Origin of the sequence: Candidatus Poriferisocius sp., from assembly GCF_965204015.1 — a bacterium.
GTDB lineage: Bacteria > Actinomycetota > Acidimicrobiia > Acidimicrobiales > Bin134 > Poriferisocius.
This window is the reverse complement of record NZ_OZ241965.1, coordinates 2205422-2228071: the sequence shown is the minus strand read 5'-3', so window position 1 is coordinate 2228071 and position 22650 is coordinate 2205422. Positions and strand designations below refer to the sequence as shown.

Annotated in this window: 18 protein-coding genes and 1 tRNA gene; 15 read left to right on the top strand and 4 right to left on the bottom strand. The window is 65.0% G+C overall.

Features of this window, described 5'->3' with window-relative positions; genetic code table 11:
• Nucleotides 1-46 precede the first annotated feature (46 nt).
• The 9 genes from ACOGJC_RS09915 to ACOGJC_RS09875 all read left to right on the top strand — a co-directional run bounded on the left by ACOGJC_RS09915 (nt 47) and on the right by ACOGJC_RS09875 (nt 8752).
• Nucleotides 47-253, top strand: coding sequence for a DUF4244 domain-containing protein (locus tag ACOGJC_RS09915; RefSeq protein ID WP_419844840.1), 207 nt, complete (start codon nt 47-49; stop codon nt 251-253).
• 14 nt (nt 254-267) lie between these two features.
• Nucleotides 268-654, top strand: coding sequence for a TadE/TadG family type IV pilus assembly protein (locus ACOGJC_RS09910; RefSeq protein ID WP_419844839.1), 387 nt, complete (start codon nt 268-270; stop codon nt 652-654).
• Nucleotides 655-700: 46 nt separating this feature from the next.
• On the top strand, nt 701-1045 hold the full coding sequence (locus ACOGJC_RS09905; protein ID WP_419844838.1) for an STAS domain-containing protein: 345 nt from the start codon (nt 701-703) through the stop codon (nt 1043-1045).
• Complete coding sequence (locus ACOGJC_RS09900) at nt 1042-1485, top strand: ATP-binding protein (protein WP_419844837.1); 444 nt, start codon at nt 1042-1044, stop codon at nt 1483-1485. The genes ACOGJC_RS09905 and ACOGJC_RS09900 overlap by 4 nt, the downstream gene beginning before the upstream one ends.
• 56 nt (nt 1486-1541) lie before the next feature.
• Nucleotides 1542-2879, top strand: coding sequence for a Na+/H+ antiporter NhaA (gene nhaA, locus ACOGJC_RS09895; RefSeq protein ID WP_419844836.1), 1338 nt, complete (start codon nt 1542-1544; stop codon nt 2877-2879).
• A gap of 73 nt (nt 2880-2952) precedes the next feature.
• Nucleotides 2953-5712, top strand: coding sequence for a type I DNA topoisomerase (gene topA, locus ACOGJC_RS09890; protein ID WP_419844835.1), 2760 nt, complete (start codon nt 2953-2955; stop codon nt 5710-5712).
• A 37-nt stretch (nt 5713-5749) separates the two neighbouring features.
• On the top strand, nt 5750-7120 hold the full coding sequence (locus tag ACOGJC_RS09885; protein ID WP_419844834.1) for an MFS transporter: 1371 nt from the start codon (nt 5750-5752) through the stop codon (nt 7118-7120).
• A complete protein-coding gene (tmk, locus tag ACOGJC_RS09880) occupies nt 7117-7719 on the top strand; it encodes a dTMP kinase (protein ID WP_419844833.1) in 603 nt (200 codons plus the stop codon). Before ACOGJC_RS09885 ends, tmk begins: the two co-directional genes overlap by 4 nt.
• Nucleotides 7712-8752 carry a hypothetical protein gene (locus tag ACOGJC_RS09875; RefSeq protein WP_419844832.1) on the top strand — a complete coding sequence of 347 codons (1041 nt, stop codon included), beginning with the start codon at nt 7712-7714 and terminating at the stop codon, nt 8750-8752. Before tmk ends, ACOGJC_RS09875 begins: the two co-directional genes overlap by 8 nt.
• A gap of 63 nt (nt 8753-8815) precedes the next feature.
• Here the strand turns inward: ACOGJC_RS09875 and ACOGJC_RS09870 are convergent, their stop codons facing one another.
• Entirely contained in the window at nt 8816-9445 is a 630-nt protein-coding gene (locus ACOGJC_RS09870; RefSeq protein ID WP_419844831.1) for an NYN domain-containing protein, read from the bottom strand.
• Between the two features lie 237 nt (nt 9446-9682).
• Here ACOGJC_RS09870 and ACOGJC_RS09865 point away from each other — a divergent pair.
• Both ACOGJC_RS09865 and ACOGJC_RS09860 read left to right on the top strand, forming a co-directional pair.
• Nucleotides 9683-9755: transfer RNA gene (locus ACOGJC_RS09865), tRNA-Thr, on the top strand.
• The gene (locus ACOGJC_RS09860) at nt 9720-10190 is read left to right on the top strand and encodes a hypothetical protein (RefSeq protein ID WP_419844830.1); all 471 of its coding nucleotides are present in this window, start codon (nt 9720-9722) and stop codon (nt 10188-10190) included. Before ACOGJC_RS09865 ends, ACOGJC_RS09860 begins: the two co-directional genes overlap by 36 nt.
• Before the next feature lie 16 nt (nt 10191-10206).
• Here ACOGJC_RS09860 and ACOGJC_RS09855 read toward each other — a convergent pair whose 3' ends face one another.
• Complete coding sequence (locus tag ACOGJC_RS09855) at nt 10207-13050, bottom strand: DUF2510 domain-containing protein (protein ID WP_419844829.1); 2844 nt, start codon at nt 13048-13050, stop codon at nt 10207-10209.
• A 475-nt stretch (nt 13051-13525) separates the two neighbouring features.
• On the opposite strand from ACOGJC_RS09855, the gene ACOGJC_RS09850 reads away from it, so the two are divergent.
• From ACOGJC_RS09850 to ACOGJC_RS09840, 3 genes are all read left to right on the top strand, one after another.
• Entirely contained in the window at nt 13526-14020 is a 495-nt protein-coding gene (locus ACOGJC_RS09850) for a helix-turn-helix transcriptional regulator (protein WP_419844828.1), read from the top strand.
• Between the two features lie 328 nt (nt 14021-14348).
• Nucleotides 14349-15164 (top strand): enoyl-CoA hydratase, encoded by an 816-nt coding sequence (locus ACOGJC_RS09845; protein ID WP_419844827.1) that lies wholly within the window; start codon nt 14349-14351, stop codon nt 15162-15164.
• A 136-nt stretch (nt 15165-15300) separates the two neighbouring features.
• Entirely contained in the window at nt 15301-15555 is a 255-nt protein-coding gene (locus ACOGJC_RS09840) for a type II toxin-antitoxin system RelB/DinJ family antitoxin (protein WP_419844826.1), read from the top strand.
• 94 nt (nt 15556-15649) lie between these two features.
• Here ACOGJC_RS09840 and ACOGJC_RS09835 read toward each other — a convergent pair whose 3' ends face one another.
• Entirely contained in the window at nt 15650-17992 is a 2343-nt protein-coding gene (locus tag ACOGJC_RS09835) for an Ig-like domain-containing protein (RefSeq protein ID WP_419844825.1), read from the bottom strand.
• 18 nt (nt 17993-18010) lie between these two features.
• Between ACOGJC_RS09835 and ACOGJC_RS09830 the strand changes: the two genes are divergently transcribed.
• Nucleotides 18011-18139 (top strand): hypothetical protein, encoded by a 129-nt coding sequence (locus ACOGJC_RS09830; RefSeq protein WP_419844824.1) that lies wholly within the window; start codon nt 18011-18013, stop codon nt 18137-18139.
• Between the two features lie 35 nt (nt 18140-18174).
• Here the strand turns inward: ACOGJC_RS09830 and ACOGJC_RS09825 are convergent, their stop codons facing one another.
• Nucleotides 18175-22551 (bottom strand): hypothetical protein, encoded by a 4377-nt coding sequence (locus ACOGJC_RS09825; RefSeq protein ID WP_419844823.1) that lies wholly within the window; start codon nt 22549-22551, stop codon nt 18175-18177.
• Nucleotides 22552-22650 lie beyond the last annotated feature (99 nt).

The following is a 22650-nucleotide window of genomic DNA, read 5'->3' as shown; positions in this document are numbered from 1 at the left end:
GGCCTTCTTCTTCCCCCTCGGAATCCTTACCGCACTGGAGTCCCCCATGATCCTGCTTCGACTGCTGATGAGCTTGAACGCTTGGCTGATCCGCTGCCGCGGCGAGCGAGGCCAGGCCACCGCGGAGTACGCCCTCGTCTTGTTGGGCGCGGCCGCGGTGGCCATGCTGCTGGTGTCTTGGGTCACCAAGACCAATCGCATCTCCAACTTGCTCGACGCTGTCTTTCGCCACATCACCGGCCTGGTGAGCTGACCGGGGCCGCGGAGTTGCCCACGAGTGCCGGCGTTCAGGGCCGTGACCGAGGCCAAGCCGCCGTCGAGACCGCCTTGGTGCTTCCGCTGCTCCTGGCCGTGGTGCTGGCGCTGGTTCAGGTGGGCCTTTTGGTGCGCGACCATGTGTTGGTGGTTCACGCCACCCGAGAGGCGGCGCGGGCCGCAGCGGTCGATCCCACCGTCGAGACGGCTACCGCCGCGGCCACCGCCGCGACCGAGCTGGACCCCGCCAGGCTGCATGTGGACATAGCGGGCAGCCGGAGCGCCGGCAGCCGTCTTCGGATAGCGGTGAGCTACCACCCCAAACTCGAGGTTCCCATCGTGGGCCGCCTGTTTCCCTCGGTGAGCATCCGGGAGGAATTGACCGTGCGGGTGGAATAGCCGCGTCACCGGAAACGAATTGGGGTGGCCGCTAGTCTGATATTTCGTGGAATTCGGTGTAGCGGTTGCCTCACGCGGTGAGTGGCAGGTTTTGACCGTTACCGGCGAGATCGACATGGCCACCGCCCCCCGCTTCCGACAGCGGCTGCTGGGGGTGATCAGCACCGGCGCCCAGAACGTGGTGATCGACCTTTCCAGCGTGGATTTCATCGATTCCACCGGACTGGGCGTGCTGATGGGTGCGGCCAAGCGCGTCCGGAGCGCGGGAGGAGATATCCGGTTGGTTTCGGTGGGGTCGCGCCTCGCCGAGCTCATCGAGCTGACCAGGCTCGACCGCGTCCTCGACGTGTTCGACTCAGTAGCCGCCGCCACCGATCAGTCGGGCTTGTGACCACCGATCCCACCAGCATCGACTTCGAGGTGCCCGCTCGTCCGGAGTACCTGTCGTTAGTCCGCTCATTGGTGGTCGAGGCTGCCGACATGGACTCTGCTCTGAGCCGAGAGCGGTTGGAAGATCTGAAGGTGGCCGTCTCCGAGGCCGCCACCAACGCCATGGAGGCCCACGCTCGAGCCTGTCTGGACGATTCCATCCAGATTCGCTGCACGTTGGCCGCCGATCGCATCGAAGTGCACATCACCGATCGCGGCTCTGGCTTCTACCCCGATCAGGTTGAGGTCCTCCCCGAGCCCGACGATCCCACCCGCCTGGAATACGAGCGGGGCCTCGGGCTGTATCTCATGCGGGTTCTGACCGACAAGGCCGAGATCCACAGCAGCCCCGACGGAACAGAGGTGTGTCTGATCATGCGCCTGCCAACCAATAACTCATAGACCTGGCTTGGCTGTGACTGAGTACGCCAAGCCCAAAGGCGCTACGTTCGACCCCGGTGGCTGACAAGAACCCCCTCAGCGATCTGACCTTCCTGGGCGGCCCCAGTCGGTTGGCTCGTTACATCGGTCGCCCCATCCACCACTTCGCGGCCATTGAAGCTGCCGGCGGCGTTCTCATGTTGATCGCCACCGTGGCCGCCCTCGTGTGGGTCAACTCCCCCTGGCAGGACTCCTACTTCGACTTCTGGCACACCCACGTGTCTTTCTCGGTGGGCGACTATCACTTCGAGCACGATCTTGAGCACATCGTTCAAGACGGTTTCATGGCCGTGTTCTTCTTCGTGGTCGGCTTGGAGATCAAGCGAGAGATGGTGAACGGCCAGCTTCGAGACCCCCGCTTCGCCGCGCTGCCCGCAGTAGCCGCTCTCGGCGGCATGGTGGTGCCCGCCCTCGTCTACTTCGCCTTCAACTCCGGCGGTCCGGGTCAGGACGGCTGGGGTATACCCATGGCCACCGACATCGCCTTTGCCATCGGTGTCTTGTCGCTGCTCGGCAATCGCATTTCCCGTCAGATGAAGGTGTTCCTGCTGACCCTGGCCATCGTCGACGACATCGGGGCGATCCTGGTCATCGCCATCTTCTACACCAGCGATCTCTCGAGCAATTGGCTGCTCACCGCCGCCATACTGCTGGCGGGCATTCTCGTTCTTCGACGACTCCATGTCTGGTACCTGCCGGTTTACCTCGTCATCGGAGTGGCCTTCTGGCTGGCCGTATATGAATCGGGCGTCCACGCCACCATCGCCGGAGTGGTCCTCGGCCTGATCACGCCGGCCAAGCCCCTCCAATCAGAAGACGAGGCCCGTAGCTGGGCTCGGTGGCTCCAGATGCAGGATCACATACACACCGACGATGTGCGCCGAGTCGGATTCCACCTTCGAGAGTCGCAGCCCGTGAGTCTGCGGATTGAAGAACTGCTTCACCCCATCGCTGGCTACATCATCATTCCCCTCTTCGCTCTGTCTGCCGCGGGGGTTGAGCTATCTGGAGATGTGCTCTCCGATGCGGTTACCTCGCCGGTGACACAGGGGGTGGTGATCGGACTGGTGGTTGGCAAGACCGCGGGCATCTCGTTGTTCGCATGGATCGCCCACCGCCTGGGGTGGGTCACCATCCCCAAGTCGCTGGCCGGCATTCACATGGTGGGGCTGTCCATGGTGGCCGGCATCGGCTTCACCGTGTCGCTGTTCATCTCCCGTTTGGCCTTCGACGACCCGGCTGTCGCCGACGAGTCCAAGATCGGCATCCTCGTAGGATCGCTGATTGCCGCGGTCGTTGGCTTGGGGATTCTGTCCCGTACAGAACCCCGGCCCAAGTACGCCGACAAGGCCTAATCCCTGAATCTGGCGCTCAGCGCGTTTAGGTTCTGCTTGACATCCCCTCTACCTCAACCCTTAGCTTTTCCCCGTGCCCAACGCCCTCGTCATCGTCGAGTCCCCGGCCAAAGCCAAGACCATCGCGGGCTATTTGGGGAGCGGCTACGTGGTGGAGTCCTCCATCGGACACATCCGCGATCTGCCCAGCAGTGCCAGCGAGGTGCCCGCGGCTTACCGGGGCGAGTCGTGGTCGCGACTGGGAATCGACGTCGACAACGACTTCAAGCCGCTGTACGTGGTGCCCTCTGACAAGAAGACTCAGATACGCAAGCTGAAGCAACTGCTCAAAGAGGCCGACGAGCTGTATCTGGCCACCGATGAAGACCGCGAGGGCGAGGCCATCGCCTGGCACCTGCTCGAGGTTCTGTCTCCCAAGTCCGGCGTCGACGTCAAGCGAATGGTGTTCCACGAGATCACCCCGTCGGCCATTCAGGCGGCCATCGAATCCCCCCGGGAATTGGACCGTCGATTGGTGGATGCCCAAGAAGCCCGCCGGCTCTTGGACCGGCTGTACGGCTACGAGGTGTCGCCCGTGTTGTGGAAGAAAGTGCTGCCCCGCCTCTCGGCTGGCCGGGTGCAGAGCGTGGCCACCCGCATCGTGGTCGAGCGGGAGCGGGAGCGGATGGCGTTCACTGCGGCCGACTATTGGAGCCTGAGCGCGGTGTTCCGGGTTCTGGGCGAGTTGGAACCCGGCGAACCCTCATCCTTCAGCGCCTCGCTCACCGCGGTAGACGGGGCCAAGGTGGCCACCGGAAGGGACTTCACCACCGCAGGCCAGCTTCGCAGCCCTGATGCCGTTCACCTCGATGAGGCGGCCGCCGGGGCGCTGGCTGGCGCACTGGCCGACGCCGAGATCGCGGTGCGGGGCGTGGAGGTGAAGCCCTATCGCCGCCGACCGGCCGCTCCGTTCATGACCTCCACCTTCCAGCAGGAGGCTGGTCGCAAACTGCGCCTGTCGGCGGCCGTGGCCATGCGAGCAGCCCAGTCGCTGTACGAGAAGGGCTACATCACCTATATGCGCACCGACAGCACCACCCTGTCGGACACTGCCTTGCGGGCGGCTCGGGCCACCGTGTCCGAGCGCTTCGGTGCCTCCTATCTGCCCGACAAGCCCCGCCACTACGCCAAGAAGGTCAAGAATGCCCAGGAGGCTCACGAGGCCATCCGCCCCTCGGGCGATCAGTTCCGCTCCCCTGAGGAGCTGAAGGCCGAGGTGCCCCAGATGGAGGCTCGGGTGTACGAGCTCATCTGGCAGCGCACCGTGGCCTCCCAGATGACCGACACCGTGGGCGAGACCGTCCATGTGGACCTCGGCGGCACCACCGATGACGGGCGCGACGCGGCCTTCTCCGCGGCGGGAACGGTTATCACCCACGAGGGCTTCCGCCGGGTGTACACCGAGGGCACCGACGACGAGGCCGACGCTGAAGAGGCCGAGCGGCGCATGCCCGCGCTGGCCGCTGGCGATCCGCTGGGCATCGACGAGATATCCCCGTCGGGCCACTCCACTCAGCCGCCGGCCCGCTATACCGAGGCGTCGCTGGTGAGAAGGCTGGAGGAGCTGGGCGTGGGCCGGCCGTCCACCTATGCGGCCATCATGAACACCATCGTCGACCGGGGCTACGTGTGGAAGAAGGGCTCGGCGCTGGTGCCCTCGTTCACTGCGTTCTCGGTGGTCAGCCTGCTGGAGCAGCATTTCCCCAACTTGGTGGACTATGCCTTCACCGCTCGCATGGAGGACGACCTCGACGGCATTGCCTCCGGCGACCGGGAGGCCATTCCCTGGTTGAGCCGGTTCTATTTCGGCCCGGCCGCGGGCGAGCCCGATGACGAGTCGGCCCATGGTGTGGCCAAATACGGGCTTCGCACCGCCGTGTCCGACCGCTTGGGCGACATCGATGCCCGGGCGGTGAATTCCATTCCCCTCGGCACCCACGACAACGGTGAGCCGGTGGTGGTCAGGGTCGGCCGCTATGGGCCCTATGTGGAGTGCGGCGAAGACCGAGCCAGCGTTCCCGATGACCTGCCCCCCGACGAGCTGACCCTGGACCGGGCGCTTTCCTACATCGCTGCTCCCTCGGGCGACCGTGCTCTGGGGGATGATCCCGACACTGGCTTGCCGGTGGTGGTTCGCACCGGCCGGTTCGGGCCCTATGTGCAGGTGGGCGAGGATCCGGCCAACGGTGGGGAGAAGCCCAAGCGGGCGTCTCTTTTGGCCGATATGCAGCCCGAGACGATCACCCTCGATGATGCCCTCAAGGTGCTTTCGCTTCCCCGGGTGGTGGGCACCGATCCCGCCGACGGCACCGAGGTGGTGGTGCAAAACGGGCGCTATGGGCCGTACCTGAGCAAGGGCAAGGAGAACCGGAGCCTCGAATCCGAGGATCAGTTGTTCACCATCACCCTGGAACAGTGCCTGGAGCTCTTAGCCCAGCCCAGACGCCGACGGGGTCAGACGGCCAAGCCCCCGCTGAGGGATCTGGGCTCCGACCCGGCTACCGACAAGCCCATGGTGGTCAAGGACGGCCGGTACGGCCCCTATGTTACCGACGGCGAAGTGAACGCCTCGTTGGGCAAGGGCGATTCGGTGGAGGCCCTCACCGTGGAGCGGGCCGCGGAGTTGCTCCAGATCCGGCGGGACAAGGTGGCCGCCGGTGGCGGCAAACCCGCGGCTCGTCGCAAGTCCACGGCCAAGAAGAAGCCCGCGGCCAAGTCAGGGGCGGCCAAGAAGAAGCCCGCGGCCAAGTCGGGGGCGGCAAAGAAAAAGCCGTCGCCTGGGTCGGAATCGTAAGCCAGTAGCTACCCTGAGCGGGTGGAGGCGGCCCGGCATGGCTTTTGACGAGTCCTCTGCGGTTGCCTCTGCTCGAGTTGACCGGATTTTCGGCAGCGCCCAGTACCTCAGGCTGTGGATTGCCCAGATCTTCTCCTCCGGCGGCGACTGGCTGGCCTTGTTCGCCATCCTCATCACCGCCAACCGCGTCGGCGGCGGCACCCCGGAGGCCTCGGTGGCCTATGTGATGATCGCCCGCTTCCTGCCCGGTCTCATCTTCGGCTCGGCCGCTGGAGTGCTCGTAGACCGATGGGACCGCAAGCGGACGATGGTCGTGTGCGATCTGGGACGAGCCGCCACTTTGCTCTGGCTGCCGTTTGTGGACTTCGTCTGGCAGCTCGTGCTGGCCTCGCTGATCCTGGAGGGGTTCGCCCTGCTGTGGGCCCCGGCCAAAGAGGCCTCGGTACCCAATCTGGTGCCCCGGGAGAAGCTGACCGCAGTCAACTCCCTCTCCCTGGTTGCGGCCTATGGCACGTTCCCGATTGCCGCGGGCATCTTCATCGGTCTCGCTGACTTGGCCAACGTCATCGATGACATCGGCGCGGTCGATTTCTTGCGCATTGACACAGAGTCGATTGCGTTCTACCTCGACGCCGCGAGTTTCGCGGTGGCCGCGGCGATTGTCTCTCGGCTCGCCCTGCCTCGGGGTCCTCAGTCAACCGGTGCTCAGCCTGACGACCCAACCCGGCTGTGGGCTCCTGAACAGGTCTTTCAAGACTTGCGGGAAGGCTGGAGCTTCATCTTCGTGAACCCCACCGTTCGAACGGTGAACGTCGCCCTCGCGGTGGGGTTGATCGGCGGGGGAATGATCATTCCCTTGGGTCCGGTGTTTGCTGAAGATGTGCTCGACGTGGATGGTGGAGAGGGGTTCCTCACCTTCATGGTGGCTCTGGGAATCGGCGTGGCTCTGGGAATTGCCGGGTTGGCCGCGAGGCAGAGCCAGTTGCACAAAGAGCGGATCTTCGTAGCCGCGGTATTCGGGGCCGGAATCTGCCTCTTTGTCGCTACGTCGATGTGGACGCTGCTTGGGTCAGCCCTGCTCGTGGGCGGTCTTGGGGTGTGCGCGGGAACGGTGTATGTCTTGGGGATCACCCTGCTCCAGGAGAATGCCACCGAGGAGCTGCGAGCTCGGGTCTTTGCTGGGCTCTTCACGCTGGTGCGGTCGTCGGTGATGCTCGCCCTGCTGCTCGGCCCCGCACTGGCCCTATTCCTGAACGGGCTGTCGGACAAGTTCTTCGACAAGGATGTGAACATTCTCGGCTTTGACGTGATCATCCCCGGCGTCCGCCTCACGCTGTGGCTGGCCGCCCTCATCATGGTGGCTGCTGGTTTCTTGACCCTGGTTTCCAGGCGAGGAGCCAAGTCATGACCGGCCGCCTGATTGCCTTCGAAGGCGGCGAGGCCGTGGGCAAGAGTACGCAGGCCAAGCTGCTGGCTGAGCGGCTGGGGGCATTGCTGACCTTCGAGCCTGGGGCCACCGATTCGGGCGCTCGGATCCGCTCGCTGGTGTTGGACTCGCCCGATCTGGCGCTGTCGCCCCACGCCGAGGCTCTGCTGATGGCCGCCGACCGGGCCCAGCACGTGGCCGAGGTGATCCGCCCCGCCCTGGACTCGGGGATTCACGTGGTCACCGACCGGTTCATCGGGTCGTCCCTGGCCTATCAGGGCTTCGGGCGCCGCTTGGGAGTCGACGATGTTCTGGCCTTGTCGCTGTTGGCCACCGGGGGTCTCCAAAGCGACCTGAATGTGCTGCTGGTGGTGTCGGAGGAAGTGGCCCGGTCTCGCCAACCATCCCCGGGCGACCGAATCGAGGCCGAGGACGCCGAGTTCCACCAGCGGGTGCTCGACGGGTTCCGGACCCTGGCCGAGCAGAACCCCGATCAATGGGTGGTGATCGATGGAGACCGCCCGGTAGAAGAAGTAGCCGAGGCGGTGTACGCCGCAGTGAGGAAGCGGCTCGGTGTCTGACGTCGCGGTCAGCGATATCTGGTCGGGGTTGGTGGGCCAGCCCCGGGTGGCCGAGATCTTGGCCGCATCCGCCGTTCAGCCGGTTCACGCCTACCTGTTCTGCGGGCCGCGGGGCACGGGCAAGCGCACTGCCGCGCTGGCCTTTGCCGCCGCGCTGATCGGGGTAGATTCCCGTAGTCGCCGCTTGGCGCTGGCCGGTCGCCACCCCGACGTGTCGTGGCACGAGCCGGAGGGTCGCACGCTGCGGGTGGTCGAGGCCGACGAGATCATCTTCGAAGCGTCTCGCAGCCCGGTGGAGGGCAGCCGCAAAGTGATCGTCTGCGACCGGTTCCACACTGCGGAGCCCGAGGCGGTGGCCAGCCTCCTCAAGACCATTGAAGAGCCGCCTCCCACCGCGGTGATTGTGCTGTTGAGCGAGGAGATCCCCCCCGACCACACCACCGTGGCCTCCCGCTGTGTCATCGTCGAGTTCGACCCGGTGTTCGACGAAGATGTGCGCGCCATTCTCGAGCGCGAGGGAGTTGATCCCCAGTGGTTGGATGACATCGTGGCCGCCGCGGCCGGGGATGTGACCCGGGCCCGCCTGCTGGCCACCGACGACGGCCTCAGCGCCCGCCGCCGGGCCTGGGCCGCCGCACCGGCCCGCTTGGACGGCACCGGCGCCACGGTGGCGGTGCTGGTGGAGGAACTACGGGCGCTCATCGACGAAGCGCAGGCCCCTTTGACCGCTCGCCAGCAAAACGAGTCAGCCGACTTGGCCCGCGTCGAAGCCGACGTGGGTGCCCAGGCCCGCCTTCGCCGAGAGATGGACGCCCGCCACCGCCGAGAACAACGCCTGCTGCGAGCCGACGAGCTCCGCTTCGGCCTGGCCACCCTGGCCGACTGCTACCGCCAGCAGATGAGCGACGACCGCCACAGCTCAGACGCCACCACCGCCATCAACCACATCCGAGAAGCCCACGCCAGCCTGATAAGAAACCCCAACGAACCCCTCCTGCTCCAGTCCCTTTTCCTATCTCTCCCCCACCAATAGGGCTGGTAGTTCGCCGGAGCGCCCGTTGGCCGGATTCCCAGGGCCGTCCAGAATTCCAGGCATCTACGGACTGGAGAGATAGTTGGTGTCGTCACGTACAAGATCGAAAAGGCTCTTGTCGAGATAGTGGTTCCAAGTGTTGCGGCCAGAAATCCGCAGTGGGCCACGGGACAATCCCGGCGTACCCCAAGTCGTTGTTTCTACCCGCTTGCCGACGCTTGCCGCGTCTTCAAGGGCGGGCAGGAGATCGGTGTCTGCGGAGGCGACCACGGCCACTTCGTAGTTGTTGCTGCGTGCCCCGATCGAGATGTCCAAGGCCATCATCACATCGACGCCCTTCTCTCGAGCTACCCATTCAGGCTTGTTGCCAGGCCTGGAGACACGGTGATACCTCAAAGGCCGTGTATGAACCGTGACTCCCGGTCGCCGCCTCCAATTTGCTACCTGCCTGTCGAATGACTGGCTGAGCTTTATGCCGCTGCGCATGTCGGGCTGGCCTCGATACACCCGCACACCCGCCAGCCTGCGGCTCGGATCCTTTTCCTGCCCGAGACGGCACAGGAGTTCACCGAGTCGGAAGGGATCAACGCTTCCCAGCCATGGCGCTGCCTTGCCGGATGCGAAGAACAGGTCGCGGGCACAGTGGTAGACGTTCTGATAGTCGACAAATACGACGACTCTGGTGTCGGGCATAGAACCCCAAGAATCCGGGCAAAAAATAGCCCCGCCATGCCCTGCAAAGCAGGCCAGGCGGGGAAGATTGACCACAGGCTACCGGCGATGGCGTTAACACACAACCACATATGCCGGTCAACACATCACCGCATCCGTGACGTCCACGCTTGCCTGGTGAAAGACCCCAGCGAACCCTTCCTCCAAGCCCTTTTCCTATCTCCCCCCAGCCAATAGGGCTGGTAGCCTGACCCCCGCGCCCGAGTAGCTCAGTCGGTAGAGCAATTCATTCGTAATGAATAGGTCAGGAGTTCGATTCTCCTCTCGGGCTCTCAAGGTCAATTGCCCGATCCTGATTACCCGGGCGCTGATCGAAGCGCTCCGGCACACTACCGGGGCCGAGAGGCTCCAAAGATTCGGCGCCGACGTCCGCGACGGCGCCGAGGTGGTCGACGGGCTGGAATGCCGGGTGGTATGCGACCAGGTCGTCGGCATGCACTCCCGATACCTGTGGCTGCTGGCCGAACATCTCGACGTCCCGGACGGCGATAGGCTCGGGCCGCTGCCGCCCCGGCATTGGGGCGCAAACAGACGGCCAGCCATCAGGCAGGCGGCGACGCTGACTTCGATTCTCAGTGCTGGCGGCCCAGCGGCTCCGGGCGGGTGGTTCCAGTCACTGGCGATCTCGCGGGAGGCGCTGTATAGGCGGGTGGCCTCGCCGGGCACGTCCCAGGATGACGAACGTCTCGTGGCCGGTCTCGTCTGAGAGGCCGCCGCCTGGGTCAGTCTGCCCAGGATATGCCCGCCGGTCGAGTTGTCGTCCTTTGCCAGCATTCGGCGGTTTTGTCTGTTCTGATGGCGCACGAATGGAAGGCGCCGGCTGAGATGGCGATGAACTGCCCGTCAGGAGCGTTTGTCGGTCCGGAGCCCCAGCATTCGGCGGTGTTGTCGGCTCTGATGGCGCACGAGTGCAGGTAGCCGGCAGAGATGGCGGTGAACTGGCCGTCGGGCGCTGCTCTTTGGTGGTACCAGTTCCAGCCCCAGCATTCGGCGGTGTTGTCTGCTCTGATGGTGCACGAGTGCCGGTAGCCGGCTGAGATGGCGGTGAACTGGCCGTCAGGCGCGTCCGCTTGGCGGTACCTGTTCCGGCCCCAGCATTCGGCGGTGTTGTCGGCTCTGATGCCGCACGAGTGCTCGCCGCCGGCTGAGATGGCGGTGAACTGGCCGTCGGGCGCATCTGTTTGGCCGTAGCGGTTGTCGCCCCAGCATTCGACGGTTTCATCAGCTCTGATGCCGCACGAATGGCCGCCGCCGGCTGAGATGGCGGTGAACTGCCCGTCGGGCGCGTCCGCCCGGACAGTGTCGACCTGCGACGGGTAAATCCCATACCGGTTGGAACCCCAGCACTCGGCGGTGTTGTCGGCCCGGATCGCGCACGAGAGGCCGTTGTAGATGCCGCCGGCTGTGATGGCGGTGAACTGCCCGTCGGGCGCGTCCGCCTGGCCCGTGTATTCGCCTTGCCTGTCGTTGCTGCTGCCCCAGCACACTGCGGTCTGGTCGGCTCTGATGGCGCACGAATGATCGGCTCCGGCTGCAATGGCGGTGAACTGGCCGTCGGGCGCGTCCGCCTGGCCGTAGCGGTTCAGGCCCCAGCACACGGCGGTGTTGTCGGTCCTGACGGCGCACGTATAGCCGCTGTGGGCCGTGATGGCGGTGAACTGGCCGTCGGGCGCATCCGACTGGCCCTCACGGTTGGAGCCCCAGCACACTGCGGTCTGGTCGGCTCTGATGGCACACGAATGGTGCCAGCTAGCGGCGATGGCGGTGAACTGCCCGTCGGGCGCATCCGACTCGCCGTAACGGTTGGAGCCCCAGCACACGGCGGTCTGGTCGGCTCTGATGGCACACGAGTGTATGAAGCCGGCCGTGATGGCGGTGAACTGCCCGTCGGGCGCGTCTGACTGGCCGTTGTCGTTGTCGCCCCAGCATTCGATGGTCTGGCCGGTTCTGATCCCGCACGAATGCCAGATGCCGGCCGCCAAGGACATGAACTGGCCGTGAGGGGCATCCGACTGGCCGTAGTAGTTCCAGCCCCAGCACACGGCGGTGTTGTCGATTCTGGTGGCGCACACATGTCTGCTGCTGGCTGACATGGTCAAGAACTGGCCGTCGGGCGCATTCGCCCGACCGTCCTCATTGAACCCCCAGCAAACCATTTTTCTGTCGGTCCTGATAGCGCACGCATGGACGCCACCTGCTCCGATGGCGGTGAACTGCCCGTCGGGCACATCCGACAGGCCGTAGCGGTTGGAGCCACCGCACACCGCGGTCCTGTCGGTCCTGATGGCGCACGTGCCTGAGATGGAGATGTAATGCCCGACGGCCTCTTCGGCCGACGGGAGATCGCCGGCCGCAGGGCACTCCGGCTCTGTCGCCGGCGCGTCGTCGCTGTCGCCGGCGCGGATCGGGTCGCTCGTCGCAGGCCCGCCGTCGCCGACGCTGGACGTCCAAGTCTGCCCATCCCACCACCGCCACGGGTACCGGCACGTCGGATCGGGATACCAGCCGGCCACGGCGGAACAGTCCGGCGCTGTTGTTGGCGGGCCGTCGCTGTCGCCGGCGCGGATCGGGTCGCTCGTAGCCGGCCCGCCGTCGCCCACGCTGGACGTCCACGTCTGCCCGTCCCACCACCGCCACGGGTACCGGCACGTCGGATCGGGATACCAGCCGGCCACCGCCGGCTCCAGGTCGGGCTCTTCTGGTTCTTCGGGCGTTTCGGGTTCTTCGGCGGCGCAGTCCGGCGCTGTTCCCGGCGGGTGGCCGCTGTCGCCGGGGACCAGCGGATCTGTGTGCTCGGCAGTTCCGTCGCCGACCGTGTCGGTCCACGCCAGGCCGTCCCACCACCGCCACAGATAGCGGCACGCCGGATCGGGGAACCAGCCCGCCGCGGGGCAGTCGGAGGGCGGCTCAGACGGACTAGCGGCGCTGTCGCTTGGGACCAGCGGATCTGTGTGCTCGGCAGTTCCGTCGCCGACTGTGTCGGTCCACGCCAGGCCGTCCCACCACCGCCACAGATAGCGGCACGCCGGATCGGGATACCAGCCCGCCGCGGCGGCCTCCGCTGCGCTGGCCGTGGCCGCTGATGCGCGGAGCGCGCCGAGCGCTGTGTCGTCGAGCACGAGGTAGCAGCCGATGCTGTCGTGCCAGTTCCAGCTGAGGCGGGCCAAAACAGTCTGCCCGTTAGCGGTCTTCGCCACGTCGACCGGCACGGCGCCGAACTGGTGGTGCGCGAAGCATCCCTGCGACACGGCGGTACCGCTGTCGGGCAGCGACTCTGGGGGCGGGGCGGCCCGCAACACGGCCAGCGCGTCCTCGCCGAGGCTCAGGTAGCAGCCGATGCTGTCGTGGTACCCCCAGCTAACCTGGGCCAGGACGGTCTGCCCGTCGGCGGTTTTCGCCACGTCGACGGGGTCGGCGCCGAACCGGTGGTGGCCGAAGCAACGCTGCGCCGGGCTCGGCTCAGCGCCGCCTTGGGCAGCGGCCGACCCCGCGGCCGCTACCGCGGAGGCCACCAGCGCCCAAGCAGCCAATACCAGGGCGGCCTTCGACGCGGCGTCGAACCCCACAACAGGGCATGCTACCCACCATCGCTCAGCCGGACGGCCCCAGCACCGGAGTGCCGGGGCTTGCCGCTCGGCCGGTTGCGGCCCAGCAGTGGCAGGGCTGGACGGCTAGCGGCCAGCCCTGCAAATGTGCGCCGCCTCCACCGGGCTGGGCACTATCGGCAAGCCTGGGCCTGCGCCGGTTGGGTCGCGTGGGCGCAGCCGCAGTGGAGGCTGCGAACCAGACGTGAAGCGGGCTCCAAGCCAGCCCCGGGGGCCAGCCCGACCCCCACTCCTGCGGACTTGGAACGACTGTGGCAACTTGGCAAGCGAAAGCCCAGGTCGCCGGCACAAATGTGATACGGAGCGCACTGAAATGTGACGCGATTCGGCAGGCTCTGAAAATCCCGGTCCTACGCAGGCACTACCCAACTGGCGAACATCCCTCCGCCAGCCAATTCGTGCCCTCGTGGTATATCTATTCGAATATACTTGGCTTATGAACCCGGTTCGGTCCATCCGTGCAGCAGTTGGCATGACCCAGCGCCAGTTGGCTGACGCTGCCAGAACCTCACAGCCCACGGTGGCTGCCTATGAAGCTGGTGCGAAGAGTCCTACCTGGCGCACGGTGGAGCGGATGGCGAGTTCGGTGGGCCTCGCGTGCTTTCCGTTGGTGGGTACTCCGCTCACCCGTGATCAGGAGAGGAGTATCGCACTTCATGCCGCCATCTCTAAGGAACTGAGAATGAGGCACAGGGAGGTCATTGAGGTGGCAATGCACAACATTTCCCGAATGCGTTCGCTCAATCCCCATGCCACTTCGCTGCTTGATGAGTGGGAGGGGATACTCGAAGGGACAACCGACCAGATCGTTGCCCGGATGCTCGATCCCAGTGAGCATGGGCGCGATCTTCGTCAGGTCACCCCGTTCGCCGGAGTGCTCTCTCCAGCACAACGCGCTGCTGTCTACAGGTCGCTCCGGGGTGCCGCGTGAATCGCGATGCGTTCGACCATGCGGTCCGAGTTGCCGGGGCGATCTTTGGTGACAATGAGCTCCTGGTGATTGGTAGCCAGACTCTCCACGCTTCCATCTCGACTGATCTACCTTCTGAGGCTCTCCGTTCAGTGGAGGCCGACATTGTTGCGGTCGACGACCCAGGCCAAGAAATGGCAGGTCTGATCGAACGACTCGACCGGTTCTGAAGCCAGGAGTTCGATTCTCCTCTCGGGCTCTGCGGGGGCACATCAACGGTGCAGAGGGAAGGCCCGACTTGCCCGACTCAGGATTCGCCCTGAATAGGTGACTGGTACTGTCTCCCGCTATGTCCTCCACAGACGATTTCGTACTGATCGACCACCCCCGGCCCGACATCGCGCGGGTCACGCTGAACCGGCCCGAGCGCATGAACGCCATGGCCTTCGATGTGATGGTGCCCCTCGCTGAGGCCCTGCGGGACGTCAACAACGACAACAACATTCGGGCGGTGGTGGTCACCGGCGCCGGCCACGGCTTCTGCTCCGGCGCTGACCTGGTGAGCGCGGGCCGGGTGCCCTACATCGATGGTCTCACTCCTTCAACCATTGCCCACCGGGCCGCCGACCGTCTTCACGAGGTCATCGAGCTGATAGGCGACCTCCACCAGCCGGTGATAGCTGCCATCAACGGTGCGGCCATTGGCGGGGGGATGTGCCTCGCTCTGGCCTGCGACATACGCATTGCGTCCACGGAGGCCTACTTCCGTGCTGCTGGCATCAACAACGGCCTCACTGCGGCCGAGCTGGGCCTCAGTTTCACCTTGCCCAGGGCGATCGGGTCGTCGCGTGCCTTCGAGATAATGCTCACCGGAAGAGACGTCGATGCTGATGAAGCGGCCCGCATCGGCCTCGTGAGCGATACGGTGCCGCCAGCCGACTTGTTGGAGCGTTGCTACGAGATCGGTACCGGGATCGCCGCATTCAGCCGTCCCGGCACCGAGCTCACCAAGCGAATGCTCTGGGCCGGCCTGGAGGCGTCCAGCTACGCGGCCCACATGCGCTCGGAGATGAACGCACAGCTGCTAGTGCGAATGACCACCCGCAACTTCGAAGAAGCCATCCTGGCCCGTTCCGAGAAGCGCCCACCGGTCTTCGAGGATTGACGCCCAAAACGCGTCGCCGTCTGCTGATCGTTCCGGAGCTCAGGATGAATCGCAGGTTCACCTGTACCGAAGACACCCCTCAATGCAGTTGTTCCCCAATTGGGGAACAGATAGCCTCGAGACAGGAGGTGCAGTCGTGGCTAAGACTGAGATGATTCGGGCCCGAGTGGAACCGGAGTTGAAGCGCGAGGTTGAGGAGGTGCTTGGTGAGTTAGGCATGTCAGCGACAGAGGCGATCACTTTGTTCTATACGCAGGTGGCCATGCAGCGGGGGCTGCCGTTCGACGTGAGACTTCCCAATACCGAGACTGTCGAGGCTCTTCAGCAGGCCCAAGCCGGGACCGATCTTGTGGAGTACCTGGCGCTAGAGGATCTCAAGGCCAAGGCGTAGACGTCGGTGCGCCTGCTTACAACAACCCGCTTCGAAAGAGACCTCAAGCGGGCCAACAGGCGAGGCATAGCCCCGCCATGCCCTGCAAAGCAGGCTAGGCGGGGAAGATTGATCGGCGAGGGTCGTCGGTGACGCAGGTGGCATATTCGTAGGGTGGCTGAGTTGCACCGTCGATCTGCACTCCGGTGATGGCTACTGTGTAGCAGAGGTAATCGTCTGACGGTCGAGCATGCCGGTCAGAGTCCTCGTCGCCGTCCATGGCCCAGACAATCCCTGGCTCTGCCACTGGTTGGTCGTAGATGATCTGGGCTTCCACCGGCCCCTCGTTGTCGACAACTGCGACGGTGGCGTTGGAGAAGTCTGCGTTTGGCAGCGTGAATGACCAGCGTCCCCAGACAGCTGGGTAAGGGATGTAACCCGGTGGGGGCCACGCCACAAAGCCTCGCTGCTCTCGGACTTCCTTCTGGCCATTGCTGATCCGGGCATGCAGGGCGTTGGCTCTGTCTGGAATGTCGCCAGTGCCGAAGGGGCCTAGCCTCCTGCTGATGATCATGCGGCGATGGCCGACGTCTATGTTGTTGGGACCGGGATCCTGCATATATAAGTTGATGCTGTTGATGCCTGAGATATTGGAAAGGGACTCAGCGCTGAATTCGACTCGGGTGTAGCAGGCCCAATTGGGATTGGGGCGGTGGCTGAGGCGGCCTTCTGCGGCCATTATCAGTGCTTTGGCCTGGGCCGTGCTTGATAGTTCCGGGTCTTCGGCAATGGGGAGAATTCCGGCCATCTGCCTATACCAGTTCATCCTCTGGAAGATGCTGTCGCGATACTCCTGGCTTGTTGTGCCCGCGATGCAGCGGGCCAGATTGCCGGTCCAGCCGGGATCGGGTTCTTGTCGGTCGAACTCCGCGGCGAAATCTGCCAGCACCGCGTCGCGGTCCCACGTGTCGAAAGAGTTGGTTGTCGTCTGCCCGACTTTGGCGACTAGCGGCTGCGAGGGCTCATTGCTGTTCCCGCGTAGGTCTTGGACTGTGCTGCGGCCGACCCACATCACGACGTTGCCTGGAAACGAGGCTCTAACTGTCGCCCGGAATTCAGAGCCCGAGCCTGACAAATTAGTGACATCGCCATTGACAACGGTGATGTCGTCTGCGACGAACCCGGTCACCGCACGGGTGAAATCAATCGCCAACTCGAACTGCTGATCCGTACTGGCTGCCGGATCCGACTCAAGAGCCATCCGCACCTCCAAGATGTCTTTCTCCAGTTTTCTCACCCTCAAGGGCACGGAGGTTTGACGATTCTGGTTGTCACCCCAGCAAGTTACGGTTTGGTCGGCTCTGATGGCGCAGGAATGTCGGTCGTTGGCGGCGACTCCGGCGTATTGGCCGTCAGGAGCGTCGATTTGGCCTTCTTGACTTCTGCCCCAACAGGCGATGGTCTGGTCGTTCTTGATGGCGCAGGAGTGCGTGCCGCCAGTTGCGATGGCGGTGTGTGGGCCGGGAGGAGCGTCAGCCTGGCCGTGTACGTTGTTGCCCCAGCAGACGATGCTCTGGTCGGCACTTATCGCACAGGAGTGATTGACGCTGGCGGCTATGGCCGTGTATCGGCCGTCGGGAGCCCCAGTTTGGCCCTCCCGGTTGTAGCCCCAGCATGTGATGGTCTGGTCGGTTTTGATGGCGCAGGAGTGCGCGCCGCCGTTTGCGATGGCGGTGTATTGGCCGTCGGGAGCGTCGGTTCGGCCGAAAGTGTTGTTGCCCCAGCATGTGATGGTCTGGTCGGTTTTGATGGCGCAGGAGTGCGCGCGGCCGTTTGCGATGGCGGTGTATTGGCCGTCGGGAGCGTCGGTTCGGCCGAAAGTGTTGTCGCCCCAGCATGTGATGGTCTGGTCGATTTTGATGGCGCACGAATATAGGTCTCCGGCCGCGATGGCGGTGTATTGGCCGTCGGGAGCCTCGGTCTGGCCGTAGAAATTGTCGCCCCAGCAGGCGACGGTTTGGTCGGTTTTGATGGCGCATGAATATTGGTCGCCGGCGGCGACAGGTGTGAACTGCGGGCTGGCTTCGGGTGTGCCGGTATCGGTCGGGCCGGTATCGGTAAGGCCGGTGTGGGCGGCTTGCAGGGTGGCGAGGGCGGTGTCGTCGAGCACCAGATAGCAGCCGATGGTGTCGTGCCAGTTCCAGCTGAGGCGGGCGAGGACGGTTTGGCCGTCGACGGTCTTGGCGACGTCCACCGGCAGTTCGCCGAATTGGTGGTGCGTGAAGCACCGCAGCGAAGTCGTAGTTCTTCCCTCGGGCAGGCTTTGGGGCGGCGGGGCGGCCCGCAGAGCGGATAGTGCCTGGTCGTCAATACTCAGGTAGCAGCCGATGCTGTCGTGGTGGCCCCAACTTGTCCGGGCGAGAACGGTTTGGCCGTCGGCCGTCTTGGCGACGTCCACGGGCTGAGCCCCGAATTTATGATGTTCGAAACACCGATCTGCTGCGCTCTGCTGGGGCTGGGCCGATACCGGGATGCCGGGTATCGCTGCCTGGGCGAACAGCAGTGCGACAGCGACGAAAAACGCCCCTTTGCCGACTTTCGCTGAAGTCGCGAGTTTCGAAAACCGATGACGAATACAGTTCACTCTGAGGATTCTCTTGCGGATAAAACACTTCTCGTTTCTCCCCAGCATTGGACTGCTCCGTCGGTTCTGACTCCGCACGTGAAGTCGCTACCGGCGGCGATGGCGGTGAACTGCACACCGGCAGGCGCGTCGGCCTGGTTGTAATGTGCCCTGGGCTGGTACCAGTAGCTGCCCCAGCACTGGGCTGCTCCGTCGGTTGTGATCCCGCAGGTGTGGTGGTTGCCGGAAGTGATAGTAGAGAACTGAGTCCCGGCGGGCGCCTCCATCGGGATGTACTTGAACCAGGAGAACGGGCTGTACTCCCCCCAGGAGTCGTCTTCCACGTATGGTTCTTCGCCAACGAGGTAGCTGCCCCAGCATTGGGCTGTTCCATCGGTTGTGATCCCGCAGGTGTGGTTGTAACCGGCGGTGACGGCTGTGAACTGTGTTCCAGCAGGCGCGTCGGCTTGACTGAGTCTGCTGTCGCCCCAGCATTGGGCGGTGCCGTCAGTTCTGATCCCGCAGGTGTGGTTCCGCCCGGCGGCGATGGCGGTGAAAGGCACTCCGGCGGGCGGATTCGACTGGCCGTACCGGCTGTTGCCCCAGCATTGGGCGGTGCCGTCGGTTGTGATCCCGCAGGTGTGGTTGTGGCCGGCGGCGACGGTTGTGAAAAGCGCACCGGTCGGCACGTCGGCTTGGCCCTGAGTGTTACGGCCCGCGCAGCGGACGGTGCCGTCGGAGATCAGTCCACATGTGTGGCCCCGGCCAGCGGTTACGGCGGTGAACCGGGCACCGGCTGGCGCATCCATCTGGACGAATGAGTCGTCGCTCCAGCACTGGGCTGTTCCATCGGTTCTGATCCCGCAGGTGTAGTCTTCGCCAGCGGTGATAGAGGTGAACCGCGCACTGGCCAGCCCATTCGTGTGGGGGTATTCATTGTTGCCCCAGCATTGGGCTGTTCCGTCGGTTGCGATTCCGCACGCGTGGTCTTCGCCTGCGGTGATAGCGGTGAACTGCGCTCCGGTGGGCGCATTCGACTGGCCGAAGCGGTTGTCGCCCCAGCATTGGGCGGTTCCGTCGGTTGTGATTCCGCACGCGTGGTCTTCGCCTGCGGTGATAGCGGTGAACTGCGCTCCGGTGGGCGCATTCGACTGGCCGTGGTCTTCGTAGTCCCAGCATTGGGCGGTGCCGTCGGTCCTGATCCCGCAAGCGTTGCTCCCGCCGTAGGGTCCGGTGGAGGCGGTGAGCTGCGCTCCGGCGCGCGTGTCAATCGGGACGTCGCCCCAGCATTGGGCGGTTCCATCGGTTGTGATCCCGCAGGCATGGAACCGGCCGGAGGTGATGGAGGTGAACCGCACACCGGTCGGGGCATCCGCCTGGCCGAATAGGTTGTCGCCCCAGCATTGGGCGGTGCCGTCGGTTGTGATCCCGCAAGCGTGGACGATACCGGCGGCGATGGAGGTGAACTGCACACCGGTCGGCGCGTCCGCCTGGCCGTATTCGTTGTCGCCCCAGCATTGGGCGGTGCCGTCGGTTCTGATCCCGCAAGCGTGGCCGTAACCGGGGGCGATGGCGGTGAACTGTGTCCCGGTCGGCGCGTCGGCTTGACCGCGTCTGTTGTCGCCCCAGCATTGGGCGGTCCCTTCGGTCCTGATCCCGCAGGTGAGGTTGTGACCGGTGGCGATGGCGGTGAACTGCTCTCCGGCTGGCGCATTCGCCTGGCCGTATTGGTTGTCGCCCCAGCATTGGGCTGTTCCGTCGATTCTGATCCCGCAGATGAGGTTGCGGCCTGCGGTGATGGCGGAGAACCGCACACCGGCAGACTCAGCCATCCCGACCACCGGAGCTCTAGATGAGTATGCGATCGGGTGGCTTCCCCAGCATTGGGCGGTGCCGTCAGTCTTGATCCCGCAGGTGTATCCCTCGTATCTCTCGGCGGCGGTGATGGCGGTGAACCGCTCTCCGACCGGCGTCGCGATCGGGAGGCTTCCCCAGCATTGGGTGGTGCCGTCTGTTCTCGTCCCGCACGTGTATCTCTCGCCAGCGGCAATGGCGGTGAACTGCACTCCGGTGGGCGCATCCGACTGGCCGGATTGGTTGTCGCCCCAGCAGTGGGCGGTCCCGTCTGTGGTCAACGCGCACGTATGGCTGTGGCCGGCGGTGATGGAGGTGAACCGCTCTCCGACCGGCGCGTCCGCTTGGCCGTACTTGTTGATGCCCCAGCATTGGGCGGCACCGTCGGTTCTGATCCCGCAGGCGTGGAACCGGCCGGCGGCGATGGCGGCGAACCGCTCTTCGGCAGGCGCATTCGGCGGGCCGTAGGCATGGTGGAAGCTTCCCCAGCATTGGGCGGCGCCGTCAGTTCTGATCCCGCACGTATAGTCTTCGCCGGCGGCGATGGCTGTGAACCGCACACCGGCGGGCGCGTCCGTCTCGCCGGTTTGGTTATTGCCCCAGCAGTGGGCGGCGCCGTCGGCGGTCAACGCGCACGCATGGTCGTCGCCGGCGGCGATGGCAGTGAACTGCTCTCCGACAGGCGTCTCAATGGGGGGGCTTCCCCAGCATTGGGCGGCTCCGTCGGTTGTGATCCCGCACGTGTAACGGCGGCCGGCGGCGATGGCGGTGTACTGCTCTCCGGGAGGCGACTCAATCAGGGGGCGGGAGCCCTGCAAGTCGCCCCAGCAGTGGACGGTTCCGTCGGTCTTGAGCCCGCAGGCATGGAACCGGCCGGCGGCGATGGCGGTGTACTGCTCCCCGGCGGGCGTGGCAATCGGGACGTCGCCCCAGCATTGGGCTGTTCCATCGGTTGTGATCCCGCACGTGTGACGGTAGCCGGCGGCGATGGCGGTGAACCGCTCTCCGGCAGGCGCATTCGCCTGGCCTTGCCAGTTGCTGCCCCAGCATTGGGCGGTCCCGTCGGTTCTGATCCCGCACTTGTGGCCGCCGTTGTAGGGGTTGGTGAAAGCGGTGAACCGCACACCGGCCGGCGTCTCAAACGGGGTGGGCCAGCTGCTGCCCCAGCACAGGATGGCTCCGTCGGCTGTGATCCCACAGGTGTCGTCGAAAGAGGCGGCGATGGCGGTGAACTGCACTCCGGCCGGTGCCTCCGACCTGCCCCAGATGCTGCTGTTGCCCCAGCATTGGGCGGTCCCGTCGGTTCTGATCCCGCAGGTGTGGCTGTGGGAGGTGGTGATGGCGGTGAACCGCACACCGGCGGGCACCTCATTCGGGACGATGCCCCAGCATTGGGCGGTCCCGTCGGTTCTGATCCCGCAGGTGTTGTTTAATGTGGTGGTGATGGCGGTGAACCGCACTCCCGCGGGCGCGTCCGCCTGGCCGTATTGGTTGTCGCCCCAGCATTGGGCCGTCCCGTCGGTTCTGATCCCGCAGGTGTGGTTGTGCGAGGCGTTTATGGCGGTGAACCGCACTCCCGCGGGCGCGTCCACCTGGCCGTATTGGTTGTTGCCCCAGCAGTGGGCCGTCCCATCGGTTCTGATCCCGCACATGTGGTTGTCGGTGGCGGCAATAGCGGTGAACTCCATTCCCTCAGGCGCATCCAGCGGGACGATTTCGTCAATCCAGAAGTACAAGTTGTTGAAGGAGAACTGAAACGCGCCCCTTATGTTGTCGAAGTGAGTGCCCCAGCATTTGACGGTGCCGTCGGTCCTGATCCCACATGTCTGGCTTTCGGTGGCACTGATGGCGGTGAACCGCACTCCCGCAGGCGCGTTCGCCTGGCCCCAGCTGTTGTTGCCCCAGCATTGGACGGTCCCATCGGTTCTGATCCCGCAGGCGTGGAACCGGCTCGTGGCGATGGAGGTGAACTGTGGGCCAGCTTGGGGCATCTCGTCGTCGCTTGTGTCAGTGTCGGCCGTGCCGTCGTCGGAGTCGGTTGTTTCGGTGTCATCGGTGTGGGCGTCGCGTAGGGTGGCGAGGGCGGTGTCGTCGAGCACCAGATAGCAGCCGATAGCGTCGTGGTAGCCCCAGCTCAACCGGGCGAGCACGGACTTGCGGTCGGCGGTCTTGGCCACGTCGACGGGCTGCTGGCCGAATTGGTGGTGCTCAAAGCACCGTTTCGAGTTCTCGGTTTCTGCGTCGGGCAGGCTTTGGGGCGGCGGGGCGGCCCGCAACACGGCCAGCGCGTCATCGTCGAGGGTGAGGTAGCAGCCGATGGAGTCATGCCAGTTCCAACTGGTCTGCGCCAGCACGGTCTGGCCGTCGGCGGTCTTGGCTACGTCCACGAGCTGAGCGCCGAATCTGTGGTGTTCGAAGCACCTCTGCGCCGCGGCGGTCGCGGGCTCAGACCCCCGCGACGGGTCGGCCAACAGGGTGCCCTCCTCCGAGGAGCCGGTACCGGACTGCGCCGCGACTGAGGCGCCTCCAGCCATTGCCATTAGGCCAGCCAAAAGCGCAGCGATCACTACCACCGCAATCTGCCTGTTCCCCCGCGGGCCGGTTGATCCGCAAAGGTGCTCGGCGTGGTTCATGGCGTA

Bases quoted from the DNA above. Each gene is read 5' to 3' on its own strand.
- ACOGJC_RS09915 (WP_419844840.1), top strand. From the start codon at position 47: ATGATCCTGCTTCGACTGCTGATGAGCTTGAACGCTTGGCTGATCCGC.
- ACOGJC_RS09885 (WP_419844834.1), top strand. From the start codon at position 5,750: ATGGCTTTTGACGAGTCCTCTGCGGTTGCCTCTGCTCGAGTTGACCGG.
- tmk (WP_419844833.1), top strand. From the start codon at position 7,117: ATGACCGGCCGCCTGATTGCCTTCGAAGGCGGCGAGGCCGTGGGCAAG.
- ACOGJC_RS09870 (WP_419844831.1), bottom strand. From the start codon at position 9,445: ATGCCCGACACCAGAGTCGTCGTATTTGTCGACTATCAGAACGTCTAC.
- ACOGJC_RS09860 (WP_419844830.1), top strand. From the start codon at position 9,720: ATGAATAGGTCAGGAGTTCGATTCTCCTCTCGGGCTCTCAAGGTCAAT.
- ACOGJC_RS09850 (WP_419844828.1), top strand. From the start codon at position 13,526: ATGAACCCGGTTCGGTCCATCCGTGCAGCAGTTGGCATGACCCAGCGC.
- ACOGJC_RS09845 (WP_419844827.1), top strand. From the start codon at position 14,349: ATGTCCTCCACAGACGATTTCGTACTGATCGACCACCCCCGGCCCGAC.
- ACOGJC_RS09830 (WP_419844824.1), top strand. From the start codon at position 18,011: ATGATGTTCGAAACACCGATCTGCTGCGCTCTGCTGGGGCTGGGCCGA.
- ACOGJC_RS09825 (WP_419844823.1), bottom strand. From the start codon at position 22,551: ATGGCAATGGCTGGAGGCGCCTCAGTCGCGGCGCAGTCCGGTACCGGC.